This window comes from Mycolicibacterium gilvum (assembly GCF_900454025.1).
In the GTDB taxonomy this organism is placed as follows: domain Bacteria; phylum Actinomycetota; class Actinomycetes; order Mycobacteriales; family Mycobacteriaceae; genus Mycobacterium; species Mycobacterium gilvum.
On sequence record NZ_UGQM01000001.1, the window covers coordinates 2,008,972 to 2,026,053 of the forward strand.

The window sequence follows — 17,082 nt, forward strand, 5'->3', positions numbered from 1 at the left end:
GGTTTGCCCCGTGTGCGGACTCAGCAGCGATAGTCACCCGACAGCGTCGACCAGAACTCGACGGTCGCAACCGCGTCGACGGCGGCGGGCCCACCCGCGCCGAACTCGGACGTCACGTAGTCGGCAAGATCGGCGCCGCGGACGACGACATCGGTGCGCACCACCGACAGCACCGGATGTCCGAACGATCCGCGACCGGCCGGCAGGTAGTGGTGTGAGCAGATCGGCAGCAGCATCGGCACACGCTCCAGCTGGTAGCGCGCGGTGCGCAGCGCGTGCTTCATCTGCGCGGGCCGCCGACCCCAGCTGTCATGCCAGAACCGGTTCCACTCGACCGCGAACAGAATGCCCTCGGCGGGCAGGTGCAGCCGTTTGGTCAGGCTCCGGCGTCCCTCGTCGCGCCAATTCGGCCACGACCCGCCCGTGGGCAGGCCGGCCGCCAGGAACGCGCGATGGTCGTCGGCGAACTCGATGCCCAGGTCGGTCTCGGCACGGTCCAACTCGTCGTCGGACATGCCCCGCTCGATCGTCACCGCACCCAGCGCGGCGAGGCGCTGCGCGGCGTCGGCTCCGAGGGTGGCCCCGGCGTCGTGCATCGGAGGTGCCAGATCAGAAGCTGTGCTGCGGACCCTGGGCCTTCTTGTACAGCGCCTTGAGCATCCGGTCACGGAACGCGGCGTTGTCGATCAGCTTCACCCCGGCCTCGGCCAGCTTCGGCTGCCCGATCAGCTTGTGCATGATGCGACCGCGGCGGTACTCCCGTCCCCACGCGGCCTCCATACGCAGCGCGTAGTTGGTGAAGTCGTCGGGACCGCCGTTCGTCAGGGCGGCGACGGCGCATTCGCCTGCGGCCAAACCGGATTCGAGCGCCTTGGAGATACCCGCTCCCGAGGCCGGCTTGCCCGCACCCAGCGAGTCGCCGGTGAACAGCACGCCTGGACGCCAGGGCGGCCATGCGGTGAAGCCCATGGGCAGGCGCCACGCGCGCACACTCTTGTTCTTCTTCAGCTCCTCGATGGGCGGAAGCTCCCATTCGCGCGGGAGCGTGCGCAGGAACTCGCCGAGGAACTGGGTGGCGTTGATGGACTGCCAGTTCTTGTAGCTGTTGACGTAGCCGAGTCCGATGTTGAAGATGCCGTCGCCCATCGGGAACACCCACCCGTAGCCGGGCAGCTGATCGCCTTCGAACAACAACTTCAGGTAGATGTCCAGCGAATCGGTGTCCGGACGATTGGCCGGCATCTCCGAGCGGATCGCGATGGCCGAGTAGCCGTTGTATTCCGAGTCGATCTTGAGGGCCCGCTTGATAGGGGAGTACGCGCCGTCGGCGGCGATCACGGCGTCGCCGAGCACCTTCTCGCCACTCTTGAGGATCACGCCGACGACGCGTCCACTGGCGTCGAACTCCGGCCCGGCCACCTCGGCGCCCTGGCGGATTTCGGCCCCGGCGGACTCTGCGTGCTTGAGCAGCACCGTGTCGAGATGCTCGCGGCTGACGGTGTGGCCGTGGTCGGGCATCCCCGGACGCTTCGGGAACGACAGCTCCCACCGGCTGGGGCTGAACACCGTGACCCGGTTCACCCGGTGGTAGGTGGCCACCTCGTCGGCCAGGCCCATCTTCTGCAGGTAGCTGACGGCACGCGCCGTCAGGCCGTCGCCGCAGGGTTTGGCACGGGGGAACTGAGCTTTGTCCAGCACCACCACTTTGGCGCCGGTCTGTGCGGCCTGCCATGCGGCGGCCGACCCCGAGGGCCCTCCACCTGCGATGACCACGTCGTATCGCTGCGTCATAAATCTCTCTCGTTGAGCCGCGCTGTCGCAGGAGATAGTACCCAAACTCCCTGTACGCGCGCGGCGAGCGGATTTTGCCGGTCGTGGCCCTGCGGTGGCGCGCCCCGCCGCGGTCTGGGCAGGTCAGCGATGCACCGACGGGTACAGTGAGCGGGTGCGACGAGGGTCGAGGGCACGCGCTGCCGAAGAAACGGGCGTCAAGGTGGACGCCCGTAGTGAGCGCTGGCGCGAGCACCGTAAGAAGGTGCGCTCCGAGATCGTCGACGCGGCGTTCCGGGCGATCGACCGGTTGGGTCCGGAGGTTTCCCTGCGGGAGATCGCCGAGGAGGCCGGCACCGCCAAACCCAAGATCTACCGACACTTCACCGACAAGGCCGATCTCTTCCAGGCGATCGGTCAGCGGATGCGAGACATGTTGTGGGCGGCGATCTTTCCGTCGATCGACATCTCCACCGATCCGGCGCGCACCGTCGTCTTCCGCGCGGTCGAGCAGTACGTCCGGTTGGTCGACGAACACCCCAACGTCGTGCGGTTCCTGATGCAGGGGCGATTCGCCGAGCAGACGGAATCAGCGATGCGGGCGCTCAACGAAGGCCGCGACATCACCCTGGCGATGGCCGACATGTTCAACAACGAGCTCAAGGACATGCAGCTCGACTACGCGGCGTTCGAGCTGGCCGGCTTCGCGACGTTCGGTGCTGCCGCGTCGGCGACGGACTGGTGGCTCGGCGCGGAGCGGGACAGCCCCCGCCGGCTGCCGTCGGAGAAGTTCGTCGACTACCTGACCAAGATCATGGTCGGCTCCATCAACGGCACCTGTGAGGTGCTCGGCGTCAAGATCGACCCGGACGTCCCGCTGCACGAGGGCGTCACGCGCCGCGAACAGGTCGCCTGACCTCCTGCGGCCGGCGACGCCGAGATTGCGTCCACGCAGCGGAAGTGCGAGAGCTGACCTGCTGGAATGCAAGTTCGGCGGGTGGAGAAGTTGAGGCAGATGCCTCATGTCGGCGGCCCTGGCGCAGCCGACGATCAGTGGCATGAACACTCACAGCACACCCCGGGCCGCCGCGGCGGCCGTCACCGCCCATCCCGTCCTGCCCGACGGCGACGACGAACGGTTCGTCGGCTTCGGCATCATGGGCCTGCCGTTCGCCAGCGGCCACTATCTGGCGCTGCGCCAGTTCCCGGCGACCACCTTCGCGCCCGCCTACACCTCGGTCTGGCATCGCGATCCGTCATGCACGTGGACCTTCTACGCGACGACCCCCGGACAGCAGAGTTGCGCGAGGTACTTCAGCTCGGCCACGCCGAACGATCCGGTGCAATGCGACATCCGTGTCACCTGGGACTCGGAGTGGGACGTCCGGATCGAGATCCCGGACCTGCTGCGCTGGGACGTCCAGCTGGAGAACACCTTGGCGACAAGGACGATGACGTCTCTCGGCGGACGGCTGCCGCAGGCGGCCTGGACCAGCAAGTCGGTGCTGTCGTTGATCAGCAGAGTTGCCGGGCCCGTGCTCGGCGCCGGCGACATCCGCCTCACCGGCACCGCGGCCAACGGACAGCACTACATGGTCGCCCCGACGACCGTGTGGGCCGTCGGCGCGTCGCGCGCGACCGTCGACGGCAAGGACCTCGGGCCGACGGGCCCGCTGATGCGCCAGCGGGACTGCACCTATTACACGGCGCTGATCATGTGGATCGGCTGTCACGCCGACTCCCACGAATACGCCCGCTGGTTCGGAGACGACATCGCCGTGCGCCGCGACTCGTATCTGGTCGACTGGTCGGGCCTGCCGTACCTGCGCTTCCTGATGGCCAACACCGGACGCGGCCAGCCGGTGCTGCGCCGATTGAGTGTGCTGGCAACGCTTCTCGCTGACGCGCGCGGCCAGATCGCCGAACTCATCCACTCACACTGTTCCTCGGCGGGGATACTGGCCGACCGGCTCGGGCTGAGCGCCGACGTGCAGACCGTGCTCGGTTACACCTTCGAGCGGTTCGACGGTGGCGGACTGCCCGGTGGCGTCGGTGGGGACGCGATCCCGATACCCATGCGGGTCGCCCAACTCGCCGACACCGCAGAAGTCCACCATCGGACCTTCGGCGTCGACGGTGCGGTGGCGATGGCGCGCAGCCGCAGCGGCGGACAGTTCGACCCGCGTGTCGTCGACGCGTTCCTCGCCGATGCCGACGCGATCCTGGACCCGCCCGAGGACGCGTGGTCGGCGGCACTGCGCGAAGCACCCGACTACGAGACGGCACTGGCAGACGGTGAGCTCGACGAGCTGCTCGTGGCGCTCGGCGACTTCGTGGACCTCAAATGCCCTTTCACCCTTGGGCATTCGCGCGCTGTCGCCGAACTCGCGGCAGGCGCGGCGGCGCTGATGGGGATGGACACCGGGGGCGTGGACCTCGTGCGCCGTGCCGGACACGTGCACGACGTCGGCCGCATCGGCGTCTCCAACCAGGTGTGGTCGAAGCCGTCGACGCTGACAACGGGGGAGATGGAACGCGTGCGGCTGCATCCGTATCTGACCGTGCGGATCCTGAGCCAGGTCGGCGGCCTCGACGCGGTCGCCCGCGTCGCGGGGAACCATCACGAGTGCCTGGACGGCTCCGGGTACCCGCGTGGTCTGACTGCCGCGGCGCTCAGCGTGCCCGACCGCGTGCTGGCGGCCGCGGTCGCCTACCGGTCGGCCGTCGAGCCCCGGCCCTACCGCGTCGCGCTGTCCCCGGCGGCGGCCGCGACGAGGCTGCGGGACCGCGTGCGCGAAGGGCACCTCGACGAGCTCGCGGTCGACGCCGTCCTGTCCGCGGCGGGGCATGCGGCCCGGCGCGTCAGCGCGCGGCCCGGCGGGCTCACTCCCCGCGAGATCGAAGTGCTGTGCCTGGTCGCCCGCGGCGCGTCGAACAAGGAGATCGCCGCAACGCTCGGGATCTCGGGCAAGACTGCGCGCAACCACGTCGAGCGGACCTACGCCAAGATCGGCGCCACTAACCGCATCGGTGCCAGCATGTTCGCGCTAGGCCACGGTCTGATCACCCCGGCCTGACATGCCGCCGAGAATGCGTACAGGCAGACGAAGTGCGAGTACAGGCCTGCCGGAATGCGAGTTCGGCAGGAGCGAAGCGGTACCGGCGTTCCCAGGTACAGTCGGTTCATGACCGTGGCGGAATCAGCGGATACGACCGCACCCCCTCAGACGCCCGTCCGGACCCGCACGTTGATCATCGGGTCGGGGTTCTCCGGGCTCGGCATGGCCATCGAGCTCCAACGGCGCGGTGTCGACTTCCTGATTCTGGAGAAGGCCGACGAGATCGGTGGCACCTGGCGGGACAACACCTACCCGGGATGCGCCTGCGACATCCCGTCGCACATGTACTCGTTCTCGTTCGAGCCGAAGGCCGACTGGTCGCACATGTGGTCCTTCCAGCCCGAGATCCAGGAGTACCTGCTCGGCGTCACCGCCAAGTACGGCCTGCGCCGCTACATCGAGTTCGGCGCACACGTCGACCGTGCCCACTGGGATGACTTCGAGATGCGCTGGCACGTGTTCAGCAAGGACGGTCGCGAGTTCATCGCGCAGTTCCTGGTCTCCGGGGCCGGAGGACTGCACATCCCGCTGATCCCGGAGTTCGAGGGCTATGACGACTTCCTCGCCTCGGGCCGTGCGGCATTCCACTCCGCGCAGTGGGACCACCGCGTCGACATCGCCGGCAAGAAGGTCGCGGTGATCGGCACGGGCGCCAGCGCGATCCAGATCGTCCCGGAGATCGTCGAGGACGTCGCGGAACTCCAGCTCTACCAGCGCACGCCGGCGTGGGTGATGCCCAGACCGAACAATCCGATCCCGGAGAGAATGCAGCGCGCGTTCGCCACGGTGCCGGGTACCAGGGTCGCGATGCGCGCCGGCATCTACTGGATCCACGAGACCGTCGGGTTCGCGATGACCAAGCAGCCCAAACTGCTGAAAATCGGTGAGCTGCTGGGGAAGTGGAACATCCGCAGATCCGTCAAAGACCCTGTGCTGCGCCGCAAGCTCACGCCGGACTATCGCGCCGGCTGCAAACGCATCCTCAACTCCGACACGTACTACCGCGGGATCGCGGACCCCAGGACCGAGGTCATCACCGACCGCATCGCCCGCTTCACGGCGCGCGGCATCGTCACCGCCGACGAGCACGGCCGGGAAACCGAAAGGGACGCGGACGTGGTGGTGTTCGCGACCGGCTTCCACGTCACCGACTCCTACACCTACGTCGACATCAAAGGTCCGGGCGGGGAGGATCTCGTCGACCGCTGGAACCGCGAGGGCATCAGCGCTCTGCGCGGCATCACGGTCGCCGGCATGCCGAATCTGTTCTTCCTGCTCGGGCCGAACACCGCCCTCGGGCACAACTCGGTGGTGTTCATGATCGAATCGCAGATCCGGTACGCGGCGAAGGCGATCGCCGCGGTCGAGAAGAAGGGTGTCCAGTGCATCACCCCGACGCGGGAGGCGCAGGACGCCTACAACGACGAATTGCAGGACGATCTGCGCGGCACCGTTTGGAGCACCGGCGGCTGCCGTAGCTGGTACCTCGACGAGCACGGTGTCAACAGGACGTTGTGGAGTGGCATGACGTGGCAGTACTGGCTGGCGACGCGGCGTTTCAAAGAGTCGGAGTACACCTTCGGCTGAAGCGTGCGCACGGGTCGGTGTAGCGACACGCCAGACACAACATCTCGTATAGCGCAGGGATGTCGCACACCAGTTGTAGTGTTGACCTCGTTGCGGGAGATTCCGCGGCGACAGCACAAACAGCCAGGTGAAATGGGGTTCTCGTGAGCGATGGCATGAAACTGATCGACCGTGTCTCGGCCATCAACTGGAACCGCCTGCAGGACGACAAGGACGCCGAGGTGTGGGATCGCCTCACCGGCAACTTCTGGCTGCCCGAGAAGGTCCCGGTGTCGAACGACATCCCGTCGTGGAACACGCTGACCGCCCACGAGAAGCAGCTCACGATGCGCGTCTTCACGGGGCTGACGCTGCTCGACACGATCCAGGGCACCGTCGGCGCTGTCAGCCTGATCCCGGACGCACTGACCCCCCACGAGGAGGCGGTGTACACCAACATCGCGTTCATGGAGTCGGTGCACGCGCGCAGCTACTCCAACATCTTCTCGACGCTGTGCTCGACGTCGGAGATCGACGACGCGTTCCGCTGGTCGGAGGAGAACCCGAACCTTCAGCGCAAGGCCGAGATCGTCATGCAGTACTACAAGGGTGACGAGCCGCTCAAGCGCAAGGTGGCCTCGACGCTGCTGGAGAGCTTCCTGTTCTACTCGGGCTTCTATCTGCCGATGTACTGGAGCAGCCGGGCCAAGCTGACCAACACCGCCGACATGATCCGGCTGATCATCCGCGACGAGGCCGTGCACGGTTACTACATCGGCTACAAGTTCCAGAAGGGCTTGGCCCTGGCCGACGATGCGACCCGCCAGGAGCTCAAGGACTACACCTACGAGTTGCTGTTCGAGCTCTACGACAACGAGGTCGAGTACACCCAGGATCTCTACGACGAGGTCGGCCTCACCGAAGACGTCAAGAAGTTCCTGCGCTACAACGCGAACAAGGCGTTGATGAACCTCGGCTACGAGGCGCTGTTCCCGCGCGACGAGACCGACGTCAACCCGGCGATCCTGTCGGCGCTGAGCCCCAACGCCGACGAGAATCACGACTTCTTCTCGGGTTCCGGGTCGAGCTACGTGATCGGCAAGGCCGTCATCACCGAAGACGAGGACTGGGACTTCTGAAGGTCCTGTTCAGGACGTCCGGTAAGCCCCTTCCTGCCACGTTCGGGCTGTGATCGTTCGGCAATCGCCACAAGGTGTTGGGACGACGGGCTGAATCCGCCCGTCAAGCCAACTCAGATTCGACCGTTCGATTACCGTACCGGTACGTCGCCGTCCCACGACCGCCCGCGATTCCGGTCAGCTCGCAGCGATGTTAAGGATCACCACACCGGCGACCACCAACGCGACTCCGATGATCTTGATCATCGAAATGGGCTCACCGAGGAATGCCACTCCCACCGCGACGATTGCCGTGGTGCCGATAGCAGACCAGAGGGCGTAGGCGATGCCGACCTGCATCCCGTGGGCGGTCGACTGGGCGAGAAACAGGAACGCGATGCCGTAGAGGAGCAGGCAGACGAGCGTCGGCCACAGTCTGGTGAAGCCCTCGGTGAACTTGAGCAGGCTGGTGGCGATCACCTCCGCCACGATGGCGCCGCCGAGCAGCAGCCACACCACACCTGGCACTTAGCGCGCCTTGGCCGTCCGGGCGGCGGTGAAGTCGGCGAGCGCTCTGGTGTTGGCCGGACCGCCGACGAGCTCGTCAAGGAGCGCGCTCTCCCGGGCGAGCGCGGCCCGAATGTTGTCGACGTGTGGCGCACTCATCGCAGCCTTGACGGCGACGAGGCTCTCGATGGGCTGCGCGGCAAGCCGTTCCGCATATCCGACCGCCACCGGCAGCAGATCATCGGGCTCGCACACCTTCCACACCAATCCCATCGCCAGTGCTTCCTCGGCTGTGATCCACTCAGAGGACATCAGGATCCACGCGGCGTTCTGCCGGCCGACGAGTTCGGGCAGCAGGTATGTCGATGCTGCTTCCGGTGAGATTCCGAGGCTGGTGAACGGGCATCTCAGTCGGGCACCGGTCGACATGAACACCAGGTCGGCGAATGCGAGCACTGTGGCGCCCAGACCGACCCCGATCCCATTGACTGCGCACACCAGCGGCTTCGGGAAATCGATGAGGGTGCCCATCAGACGCTGAAAGCCGTGCGCCCCTTCGGTGAACGGGACCGTCGGATCTCTATCCAGCATCTCTTGCAGGTCGGTACCCGCGCAGAACGCGCGGCCGCTTCCGGTGAGCAGGACGACGGCGACGTCGCCGTCGTCCGCGGCATCGCGGAGCGCGTCGGAGGTGGCGTGATAAAGCGCTTCATTGAAGGCGTTCATCGCTTCCGCGCGGTCGAATGTGATGGTGCGGACGCGGCTTGCGGTGGTGATGGTGAGCATCTGTACCTTTGGCGATCAGTAGGACCTGGGGAGTGAGAGGCTGTGCTGGGCCACGTAATTCAGGATCATCTCGCGGCTGACCGGGGCGATTCGCAGCAATCGCGCCAGCCCCCACTGCGGGAGGAGGCCGAAGTCCGCGGAAAGCCCGTTTCCGCCATGGGTCTGAATGGCGTGGTCGACAGCTCCTACCGCTGCTTCGGCGGCGGCGTACTTCGCCATGTTCGACGCTTCGCCCGCGGGAAGGCCGTTATCGTAGAGCCAGGCCGCCTTCGCGGTCATCATCGCCGCGAGGTCGACTTCGATCTTGGCCTTGGCCAGCGGATGCGAGATGGCTTGGTAGGAACCTATCGCCGGTCCCCACACCGAGCGGGCGCGCGCGTAGTCGGCCGCCTGCTCGATAGCGTGGCGTCCGACGCCGATGCACACCGCGGCGCCGGTGATCCGCTCCGGATTCAAACCGTCGAACACCTGGCGGAATCCTTCGTGCTCGGTACCGACGAGGCCTGCCGCCGGAAGCCGGACGTCGTCGAAGTGCAGCGTGAACTGCTTCTCAGGCACGCTGATCCCGACCGGAAGACGTTGTGCGACAAGGCCAGGTGCGTCTGTCGGTACCAGGAAGAGTGACAGCTTGTCGGCGCCGGTGCGTGCCACGACGATCAGCGCGTCGGCTTCGTCGACACCGGAGATGTAGTACTTGGTGCCGTTGAGGACGAAATCGTCACCATCCCGCACCGCGGTGGTGGCGATCTTGTGGGTGTTGGAGCCGGCGTCCGGCTCGGTGATCGCAAAAACGACCTTCGTCTCACCGGTCGCCATGCGAGGCAGCCATTCTCGGCGCTGATCAGAGGTGCCGTACCGGGCGATCAGCTCGCCGGAGATCGCAGACGACACCAGCAGCAACAGGAGGGGACAGCCGTGTGCTGCGGTCTCTTCGCACACGATGGCCAGTTCGGTCATGCCGGCCCCTCCGCCACCGAACTCCTCCGGAAAGTTGATTCCGATGAATCCGTGCGCAGCGAGGTCCCGCCACAGGTCGGTGGTCGGATCGCCGGCCGTGGCGCATTCGGCGAAATAGCAAGACCCGTACTTGGCCGTCACGGCGCCGATGGCGTCGCGAAGTTCACGGTGCTCGGGAGGTTCCAGGAAGTCCATCAGTTCACCAGCTTGTCGGGGATGTCGGTGTAGACCGCGCGCAAGTATTCGCCGAGACCCTTTGCCTGTGGATCGGTCTTCGTGCACGACGCGACACCCTGACCCAGATAGCCGACGATCACGAAGTTGAGGGCCTTGAGGTTCGGCAGCTCGTAGCGCAGCACGGGCAACCCGGCGGCTTCGGGGATCAGTGCCTTCAGGCGTTGGACATCGAGATGGGAACACAACCAATCCCACCGTTCGGGAGTGTCGGTCCAGACGCCGACGTTCGCGTTTCCGCCTTTGTCGCCCGAGCGCGTCGCGACCACAGCACCGAGCGGCCGGCGGGTGGTCGGCCCGAAATCGGCCTCTTGTGAGAGGAATTCACGCTGTGCGGGGGCGGTCGCGGAGTGTTCGTGGTCGCCGTGCGAAATGGTCTCCCGGTTGCCGTCGGCGTGGACGACGATGTGGTCGACTGCGGATGCCGGTACCAGCGTCGGCCAGTACACGCCGAACTCGCCCGCCGACGTCGGCGGCGTCGTGGTGTGAAACCCTGGGTAGCCTGCGACTGCGAGTTCGACGACACCGTTGGAGAATGCGCGGTCCACCTTGGTCCTGTCGCGATCCTTTACGGTCACCCGCAGGTGCGCCGTCGCGTCGACCATGGACTTGGGATCAGCTCTGTCGTACCTCAGTAGCTGCACGTCGACGGAATCGAATTGGTCGCGGCCGCCGAGCAATTCGAACAGCTCGTCGACTGCCCAGGCGGCCTTGTCTTCGATGTCGAGTCCGGTGAGCACCATCGTCATCGTGTTGCGGTATCCGCCGATGGAGTTCATCGACACCTTCAGTGTCGGAGGTGGCGGACTTCCGATGGTGCCGGTGACGAGGACGCGGTCAGGGCCTTCCTGCGTGACCGACATCGTGTCGAAATGGGCCACCACGTCGGGGTTGACGTATGCCGGCGAGGCGATCTCATAGAGCAATTGTGCGGTCACCGTTCCCACTGAGACCAGGCCGCCGGTACCGGCGTGTTTGGTGATGATGAAGCTGCCGTCGGCTGCGAGTTCGGCGACCGGGGAGCCGGGATAGCGCCGGTCGGTGATCTCACTGAATTGCGAGTAATTACCTCCCGTCGCCTGCGGACCACATTCGATGATGTGTCCGGCGGCGACCGCGCCGGCCAAGGCGTCGTAGTCCGTGCGCTTCCAGTCGTGCCACCAGGCGCCGACCCCGACGACGAGGGCGGCGTCGGTGACCCTACCGGTGATCACGACATCGGCTCCGCCGCGGAGGGCGGCGGCGATACCCCAACCGCCGAGATACGCGTTCGCGGTGACCGGCGAAAGGTCCGAATCCGCCAACGGCGCTCCGGTGTCCAGGTTTTCGAAGGCGATTCCACTGTCGAGCAGGGAATGCAGCTTTGGCATGAGGTCGTCACCCTCGACGTGGGAGATCCTAAGATCGGCTCCGGCCTCAGCCGCGACGGCGCGGATCTGCCGGGCCATCCCGGCTGGGTTGAGTCCACCGGCGTTGACGACGATCTTGATGTTGCGCTGCGCGCAGTCAGTGACGATCTCGGAGAACTGACTGAGGAAGGTTCGCACGTACCCAGTTTCAGGGTTCTTCTGGAGGGCTTTCCACAAGATCAGCATCGTCAGCTCGGCCAGGTAGTCGCCGGTGATCACGTCGATCTCACCGCCGCTGACCAAGTCGCGCATCGCGGTGAGACGGTCACCGTAAAAACCCGACGCATTGCCGATCCGAACCGGTCGTTTGGTCATGGAGTCACCTTCGGTGGACGGCGGCTGGGCGCCCCGGCGAAAGCCTGCGCGACATCGAGCCAGCGGCTGGCGATGCCGCCCTCGGCAACGAGATCAGTCTCGGTCCAGTGCCGACGTTGTGTCACGACCAGGACGAACTCCTCTGCCGAACCGCGCACTTTCTCCGGGCTGTCGACCGTCCCCCACGTCCAGAGGCCACCATCGGGCGCATCCAGCGCGACGTACACATCTTCGGTGGGGACGTCGAGACCATGAAGCCGGTGGGTGAACGCGAAGGTGGCGACCCCGAGGTGGGCGATGCTTCGCAGACCAGGACTGGGTGGATGCTCGACGCCGAGGGCATCATAGATGTCCTGGCCGTGCGCCCAGGTCTCCATCAGCCTGGCGGTCGCCGCCGACGCTGCGCTCATGTCGGGTCCGAACCACGGCATCCGGTCCTTGGGCTCATGCGCCGACAGCACGTCGAGCAGATCGGCCCGCGAATCCCTGAACCAGTTGAAAATGCTCTCGGGGGAGAGGATTCGGTGGTTCTCCGCGATACGGTCGGGAAAGTCCATCCCGTCCGCCATCAGCGCGTCGGCGAATGACCGGAACTCGTCGGGCCGTTGCAGGGCCATTGCCGTCGCGTCGTCGAAGAACGCCAGGTGTGTCACCTGATCCTGGATGCCCCAGCCAACGGCCGGAGTGTCGTGCCCCCACTGCTCGAATGACAGCGTGCGCAGGCAATCGGTCAGCTGATCCGATTCGGCCTTCAGGTCATCCAGAAGTTGCTTGTACCCGTCGTGATCCACAGCTCAGATACCTTTCCAGGCGGGTTTCCGCTTCTCTTTGAACGCTTGCATGCCCTCTTGGGCGTCGGCGCTGAGATAGACGTCTCGCCAAAGGCTCTCGGCACGTTCGAAGGCCTCGCTGAGCGGATACTCGGCCGTCAATGTGGCCGTGGCCTTTCCGGCGGTGACCGAGAGCGGTGCGTTGGCGGCGATCTGTTCAGCGAGGTCCTGAGCGGCTTCCACGAGTTCGTCCGGCTCGGCGAGTTGGTTGACGAATCCGATCTCGTATGCGCGCTGCGCAGTCAACGGGGCACCGGTCAATACGAGTTCCATCACGACCCGGCGCGGGATCATCAACGGTAATGGCGCCGCCCACGGAGAACCACGGCCCACCTTGACCTCGGTGATGCCGAAGGACGCGGTGGTACTTGCCACGCACAGATCGCAGGTCTGTGCCAGCAGGAAGCCGCCGGCGAACGCGACACCGTTGACCGCGGCGATGGTGGGTTTGTCGACCTCGATGTTGCGCCCGAATTGGGGCACGTAATCGACCGGCGGAATGGTGAGGCCCTCGGCGGACATTTCCTTCAAATCACCTCCGGCGCAGAAGGCCTTGTCACCGGACCCGGTCAGCACGAGCACTTTGGCCGTGTCGTCGTCGTTGTATCGGCGCACACCCTCGAACAGCCCCTGGCGGACCGCGTTGCTCAGGCTGTTGCGCGCCTCCGGTCGGTCGATGGTCAGCCAGGCGACACCGTTGCGGACTCCATAGGTGACGCTCATGACGAACCGTCGGACACCACGGCGAGCACCTGACCGGAGTCGACCTGGTCGCCCACGGTCACCGACAGAGTCGTCACGATTCCGTCGGACGGTGCACGCACGGCGTGCTCCATCTTCATGGCCTCCAGGACGACGACCGTGGTGCCCGCTGTAACGTCTGCCCCCTCGTTGACCTCGATGCGCACCACCGAACCCGGCATCGGCGCCAACAGCGAGCCGGCTTCCTGCAAACTGGTGGGATCCGGGAACCGTGGGACCTCGGCCAGGGCCGCGGAGCCCAGCGAGCTGTCCACGTAATGCATTGCACCGCACCGGGTCACGTGATAGCGGCGCCGTACCCCGGCGATCTCGGCGTCCACCAGCCCATCGCTGGCGGAGAGGACACGCATCTGGGGCTGCCAGTCGCCGACGGAGGCCGACAGCTCGCCACGGGTGAACCGGTAGTCGACGTCGAAGGTGTCTTCGCCGCAGTGGAACGATACGCGCTGGTCTTGGCTGGCAAGGGTCCGCCAGCCCGACGGCAGTCCGGGCAGCACCGGTGAGGCGGTGCGTCGATCGGCCTGCGCGGCAACGGCGGCCACCAAGGCGTGCACCCGGGCGGTCTCGCTGTGGGTACCGGTGGCCATCAGGTCCGCTGGATCGTGGCGCTCGAGGTATCCGGTGTCGATCGACCCGGTCCGGAACTCGTGCTCGCGCAGGATGCCGACGAGCAGATCGCGGTTGGTGGTGACGCCGTGGATGCGGGTCTCGGTCAACGCCCGCGCCACCCGGGCGCAGGCCTCGTCACGGGTGGCGCCATAGCCGATGACCTTGGCCAGCATCGGGTCGTAGAAGGTGCTGATCCGCGATCCGGACGTGAAACCGGCGTCGACGCGGATCCCGTCGAACTGCGGGAACTCCAGACTCGCCAGCGTGCCGGACACCGGGATGAACCCGGCCGCAACGTCTTCGGCGTAAAGCCGGACCTCGACGGCGTGTCCGCGGGGCGTGCTGTCGAGCATCTCCGGGGGCAGCGGCTGGCCGGCCGCCACCAGCAGTTGTGCCCGAACCAGGTCGATGCCGGTGACGAGTTCGGTGACCGGGTGCTCGACCTGCAGACGGGTGTTGACCTCCAGGAAGTAGAACGAACCGTCCTGCGCCATAACGAATTCGACGGTTCCGGCGCCTTCGTAGGCGAGTGCCTTGCCGGCCGCGACCGCGGCGCGGCCCAATTCGTCGCGCAGCGTCTCGTCGACGGCGACCGAGGGGGCTTCCTCGATGATCTTCTGGTAGCGGCGCTGAATCGAGCACTCCCGTTCGCCGAGGTGAACCAGGGTGCCGTGGCGATCGCCGAAGATCTGCACCTCGATGTGCCGGGGCTGCTCGACGAACTTCTCCAGGAACACCGTGCCGTCGCCGAAGGCCGAGGCCGCCTCCCGGCGGGCGGAAGCCACCGCCTCGACGAGTTCGTCCTCGGTGCGCACAATCCGCATGCCTCGTCCACCGCCGCCGAACGCGGCCTTCACCAGGATCGGAAACCCGATGTCGGCAGCCGCGGAGCGCAACCGCTCGGGATCTTCGTCACTCGCGGAATCGACAGTGGCGCCCGGCAAGACCGGTACCCCGGCGGCGTGCATCATCTCTTTGGCCGCGATCTTGGAACCCATCGCGGTGATCGCCTCGGGGCTCGGACCGACGAAGATGACACCCGCTTCGCCGCAGGCACGTGCGAATTCTGCGTTCTCCGAGAGGAATCCATACCCCGGGTGGATGGCGTCGGCGCCAGTGGTGGCGGCGGCGGCAAGCACCAGATCGGCACGCAGATAGGTGTCTGCCGGCGCGGTGCCCGGCAGGTGGACCGACTGGTCGGCCTGCCCGACGTAGGGTGCGTCGCGGTCGGCGTCGGAGTAGAGCGCCACGGTCGCGATGTCCATCGCGCGGGCGGTCCTGACGATGCGGGAGGCGATTTCGCCGCGGTTGGCGATCAGCAGTGTGGTGATCGGGCTGCTCATGGTGGGTCTCACATCCTGAATACGCCGAAGCCGCGACGGCCGGCGACGACATTGGAATGGGCTGCCGACAGTGCCATGCCGAGTACCGAGCGGGTGTCGCGCGGGTCGATGACGCCGTCGTCGTAGATGCGCGCGGACACGAAGAACGAGTGGGACTCGCGCTCGATCTGCGCCTCGATCTCGGCGGTGCGTTTGGCATCGGCCTCGACGTCGAATTCCCGGCCGGCAGCTTCGGCGGAAGCCTTGCCGACGATGGACATCACCCCGGCCAGTTGCGCCGCGCCCATCACGGCAAGTTTGGCGTTGACCCAGCTGAACATGAATCGCGGGTCGTAGGCACGCCCCGACATCCCGTAGTTTCCGGCGCCGAAGGAGCCGCCCATGTTGATGGTGATGTGCGGGACGGTGCTGTTGGTGACGGCGTTGATCATCTTGGCGCCGTCCTTGATGATTCCGCCCTGTTCGTATTCGGTGCCCACCATGTAGCCGGTGACGTTCTGCAGGAAGATCAGCGGAGTGTCCGTCTGGTTGGCCAGCAGGATGAATTCCGTTGCCTTCTTGGACTCCTCGCTGAACAACACGCCGCGGGTGTTGGCCAGGATCCCCACCGGGAAACCGTGGATGGACGCCCAGCCGGTGGCCAGGCTGGTGCCCCAGCGGGGCTTGTACTCCGAGAAGCGCGATCCGTCGGCGATGCGGGCGATCACTTCACGGGGATCGAAGGGAATCCGGGAGTCGCCGGAGGCGATTCCCAGCAGTTCCTCGCTGTCATAGAGCGGTGCGTCGGCGGGTTGGGTCGGCCCGGGACCGAGCTTGCGCCAGTTGAGATGGGCCACGATGTCGCGGCCGATCCGGATGGCATCGATTTCATCGACGGCGAAGTAGTCGCCCAACCCGGAGACGCGGGTGTGCATGTCAGCCCCGCCGAGGGCTTCGTCGTCGGCGTCCTCCCCGGTGGCCATCTTGACCAGCGGCGGGCCGCCCAGGAACACCTTGGCCTGATTGTCGACGAGTACGGCGTAGTCGCACATGCCCGGCACGTAGGCGCCGCCGGCGGTGGAGTTGCCGAAGACCAGTGCGACGCTGGGAATTCCCATCGCCGAGAGCTCGGTGAGATCGTGGAAGATCTTGCCGGCGTGCACGAAGAGCTCGGACTGAGTTGGCAGGTCCGCACCACCGGATTCCACCAGATAGACCACCGGCAGGCGGTTGACCCGGGCGATCTCCAACGCGCGCAGATTCTTTCGCAGTGTGAACGGGTTCATCGTGCCGCCGCGCACCGTCGGGTCGTGCGCGATGATCGTGCACTCGACACCCGAGACCACCCCGACTCCGGTCACGATGGCCGCACCGACGTTGAACTCCGTGCCCCACGCCGCCAGTGCCGACAGTTCCATGAACGGGGCGTCGCGGTCCACGAGAAGTTCGATGCGTTCCCGGGCCAGCAGTCGACCACGGTCGTGGTGGCGCTTGACGTAACGCTCGCCGCCGCCGGCAGCCACGAGTCTGAGCTGTTCGTCGAGCGCGGCGACGGCGCCGACCTGCATCTCACGGTTGGACAGGAAGGTTTCGGAGGTGGTGTCCACCTCCGATGTCAGGACTGTCATCGGTGACCTACTCGACGGGTGATCAGTGGTGTCAGAACAAGAGTGAATGTCCATACGCTAAAGGAGCGCGAGTGCCGGACAAAGGGCATGCCGAGAAACACCTCCAACTGGTGATATGAATGGCTCGCCGGGGATAGGCAGGGCGCCAGG

The 17,082-nt window shown here is 66.1% G+C and carries 13 protein-coding genes and 2 pseudogenes; 5 read left to right on the forward strand and 10 right to left on the reverse strand.

Annotated elements, in window-relative coordinates:
• Positions 1-20: 20 nt before the first annotated feature.
• Both DYE23_RS09470 and DYE23_RS09475 read right to left on the reverse strand, forming a co-directional pair.
• Positions 21-596 carry a hypothetical protein gene (locus tag DYE23_RS09470; protein WP_115327067.1) on the reverse strand — a complete coding sequence of 192 codons (576 nt, stop codon included), beginning with the start codon at positions 594-596 and terminating at the stop codon, positions 21-23.
• A 13-nt stretch (positions 597-609) separates the two neighbouring features.
• A complete protein-coding gene (locus tag DYE23_RS09475; RefSeq protein ID WP_011895135.1) occupies positions 610-1,791 on the reverse strand; it encodes a geranylgeranyl reductase family protein in 1,182 nt (393 codons plus the stop codon).
• A gap of 154 nt (positions 1,792-1,945) precedes the next feature.
• On the opposite strand from DYE23_RS09475, the gene DYE23_RS09480 reads away from it, so the two are divergent.
• From DYE23_RS09480 to nrdF, 5 genes and pseudogenes are all read left to right on the forward strand, one after another.
• On the forward strand, positions 1,946-2,686 hold the full coding sequence (locus DYE23_RS09480; RefSeq protein WP_011895134.1) for a TetR/AcrR family transcriptional regulator: 741 nt from the start codon (positions 1,946-1,948) through the stop codon (positions 2,684-2,686).
• Between the two features lie 142 nt (positions 2,687-2,828).
• Positions 2,829-3,455: pseudogene (locus tag DYE23_RS31065) on the forward strand (hypothetical protein); the annotation flags it as partial.
• Positions 3,453-4,847 (forward strand): annotated as a pseudogene (locus DYE23_RS09485) (HD domain-containing phosphohydrolase); the annotation flags it as partial. The pseudogenes DYE23_RS31065 and DYE23_RS09485, both read left to right, overlap by 3 nt.
• Positions 4,848-4,955: 108 nt before the next feature.
• The gene (locus DYE23_RS09490) at positions 4,956-6,476 is read left to right on the forward strand and encodes a flavin-containing monooxygenase (RefSeq protein ID WP_115327068.1); all 1,521 of its coding nucleotides are present in this window, start codon (positions 4,956-4,958) and stop codon (positions 6,474-6,476) included.
• A 155-nt stretch (positions 6,477-6,631) separates the two neighbouring features.
• The gene (nrdF, locus tag DYE23_RS09495) at positions 6,632-7,594 is read left to right on the forward strand and encodes a class 1b ribonucleoside-diphosphate reductase subunit beta (RefSeq protein ID WP_011895130.1); all 963 of its coding nucleotides are present in this window, start codon (positions 6,632-6,634) and stop codon (positions 7,592-7,594) included.
• A 177-nt stretch (positions 7,595-7,771) separates the two neighbouring features.
• Here the strand turns inward: nrdF and DYE23_RS09500 are convergent, their stop codons facing one another.
• From DYE23_RS09500 to DYE23_RS09535, 8 genes are read right to left on the reverse strand one after another with little or no spacing between them, the layout of a single operon-like run.
• Positions 7,772-8,092, reverse strand: coding sequence for a DMT family transporter (locus DYE23_RS09500; protein ID WP_115328913.1), 321 nt, complete (start codon positions 8,090-8,092; stop codon positions 7,772-7,774).
• A gap of 9 nt (positions 8,093-8,101) precedes the next feature.
• The gene (locus DYE23_RS09505; RefSeq protein WP_115327069.1) at positions 8,102-8,866 is read right to left on the reverse strand and encodes an enoyl-CoA hydratase/isomerase family protein; all 765 of its coding nucleotides are present in this window, start codon (positions 8,864-8,866) and stop codon (positions 8,102-8,104) included.
• Between the two features lie 15 nt (positions 8,867-8,881).
• A complete protein-coding gene (locus DYE23_RS09510; RefSeq protein WP_115327070.1) occupies positions 8,882-10,018 on the reverse strand; it encodes an acyl-CoA dehydrogenase family protein in 1,137 nt (378 codons plus the stop codon).
• Positions 10,018-11,781 (reverse strand): acyclic terpene utilization AtuA family protein, encoded by a 1,764-nt coding sequence (locus tag DYE23_RS09515; RefSeq protein ID WP_115327071.1) that lies wholly within the window; start codon positions 11,779-11,781, stop codon positions 10,018-10,020. Before DYE23_RS09515 ends, DYE23_RS09510 begins: the two co-directional genes overlap by 1 nt.
• On the reverse strand, positions 11,778-12,572 hold the full coding sequence (locus tag DYE23_RS09520) for a TIGR03084 family metal-binding protein (RefSeq protein WP_115327072.1): 795 nt from the start codon (positions 12,570-12,572) through the stop codon (positions 11,778-11,780). The genes DYE23_RS09515 and DYE23_RS09520 overlap by 4 nt, the downstream gene beginning before the upstream one ends.
• 3 nt (positions 12,573-12,575) lie before the next feature.
• Positions 12,576-13,334: an enoyl-CoA hydratase/isomerase family protein gene (locus DYE23_RS09525; RefSeq protein WP_115327073.1), complete on the reverse strand. Its 759-nt coding sequence runs from the start codon at positions 13,332-13,334 to the stop codon at positions 12,576-12,578.
• The gene (locus tag DYE23_RS09530) at positions 13,331-15,325 is read right to left on the reverse strand and encodes an acetyl/propionyl/methylcrotonyl-CoA carboxylase subunit alpha (protein ID WP_115327074.1); all 1,995 of its coding nucleotides are present in this window, start codon (positions 15,323-15,325) and stop codon (positions 13,331-13,333) included. The genes DYE23_RS09525 and DYE23_RS09530 overlap by 4 nt, the downstream gene beginning before the upstream one ends.
• Before the next feature lie 8 nt (positions 15,326-15,333).
• The gene (locus tag DYE23_RS09535) at positions 15,334-16,932 is read right to left on the reverse strand and encodes an acyl-CoA carboxylase subunit beta (RefSeq protein ID WP_115327075.1); all 1,599 of its coding nucleotides are present in this window, start codon (positions 16,930-16,932) and stop codon (positions 15,334-15,336) included.
• Positions 16,933-17,082: the final 150 nt, after the last annotated feature.